The following is a 1,354-nucleotide window of genomic DNA, read 5'->3' as shown; positions in this document are numbered from 1 at the left end:
TAATGCCAGCGTAGGGAAGTCAGATGCCTTCCCGGTCATCGCTTCTTCACGCAAGGCAGGAGCGAACCCATGCAGCCTGACCTGCTCGATTTACACGTTTTACACCAGTTCCGAACCCGTTCCCCGCTGACCCACTGTATGACCAACGATGTCGTACAGACCTTCACGGCCAACGTTTTGTTGGCCCTCGGTGCATCACCCGCGATGGTGATTGAGGCCGAAGAGGCCGAGCAGTTTGCCGCAATCGCCGATGCGCTGCTGATTAACGTTGGCACGCTGACCTCACCGCGTGCTCAGGCAATGCGTCGGGCAATTGAGAGCGCCGTGGCGGCAGGCAAGCCCTGGACGCTGGACCCGGTCGCCGTGGGTGCCCTGACGTTCCGCACCCGTTTTTGCCATCAAATCCTTGCCCTGAAACCGGCCGCCATTCGCGGCAATGCCTCCGAAATCCTTGCCCTTTCCGGGATGAGCGCGGGCGGGCGCGGTGTTGATACCACCGATACCGCAGCCAGCGCGGTGCCTGCCGCACAGGCTTTGGCGCGTCAGACGAATGCAGTTGTCGCGGTCACGGGAGAAGTGGATTACATCACCGACGGACAGCGCACGCGCACCGTAACGGGTGGTGACCCGCTTATGACGCGCGTGGTGGGCACCGGGTGCGCGCTTTCTGCCGTCGTCGCGGCGAGCTGCTCGCTACCGGGCGACCGGCTTGATAACGTCACGGCCGCCTGCGGATGGATGAAGCGAGCCGGAACGGTGGCCGTTGCGCAGTCTCGTGGCCCAGGCAGTTTTACCAGCGCGTTCCTGGATGCGCTCTACACGCTGGAGGAGCAGGCATGAAGCGGATTAACGCCCTGACCATTGCCGGCACCGATCCCAGCGGCGGCGCGGGTATTCAGGCTGACCTGAAAACCTTCTCCGCCCTTGGCGCGTACGGCTGCTCGGTTATTACCGCGCTGGTAGCGCAAAACACGCGCGGCGTGCAGTCGGTCTACCGCATTGAGCCGGATTTTGTTGCCGCGCAGCTGGATTCGGTGTTCAGCGACGTGCGCATCGACACCACCAAGATCGGCATGCTGGCCGAGACGGACATCGTGGAAGCGGTGGCCGAGCGGCTTAAGCGTTATCAGGTGCAAAACGTGGTGCTGGATACCGTCATGCTGGCAAAAAGCGGCGATCCGCTACTCTCCGCCTCCGCCGTGGAGACGCTGCGCAACAAGCTGTTGCCGCAGGTGGCGCTGATCACGCCCAATCTTCCGGAAGCCGCCGCGCTGTTAGGCACATCGCACGCGCAAACTGAACGCGAGATGAAAGCGCAGGGGAACGCGCTGCTGGCAATGGGCTGCGGCGCGGT

At 63.1% G+C, this 1,354-nt stretch carries 2 protein-coding genes; both read left to right on the top strand.

Going from position 1 to position 1,354, the window contains the following annotated elements; all coding sequences use genetic code 11:
* The first annotated feature begins 69 nt into the window (after positions 1 to 69).
* The gene (gene thiM / locus K5E19_RS22950) at positions 70 to 840 is read left to right on the top strand and encodes a hydroxyethylthiazole kinase (RefSeq protein ID WP_221553237.1); all 771 of its coding nucleotides are present in this window, start codon (positions 70 to 72) and stop codon (positions 838 to 840) included.
* On the top strand, positions 837 to 1,354 hold a 518-nt coding region (gene thiD / locus K5E19_RS22945), incomplete at its 3' end, for a bifunctional hydroxymethylpyrimidine kinase/phosphomethylpyrimidine kinase (RefSeq protein ID WP_221553236.1). The genes thiM and thiD, both read left to right, overlap by 4 nt.

It is taken from the genome of Enterobacter sp. RIT637, from assembly GCF_019718755.1.
In the GTDB taxonomy this organism is placed as follows: domain Bacteria; phylum Pseudomonadota; class Gammaproteobacteria; order Enterobacterales; family Enterobacteriaceae; genus Enterobacter.
This window is presented reverse-complemented; position numbering and strand designations above follow the sequence as displayed.

Coding starts and splice junctions, on each gene's coding strand:
- thiM (WP_221553237.1), top strand. CDS start 70: ATGCAGCCTGACCTGCTCGATTTACACGTTTTACACCAGTTCCGAACC.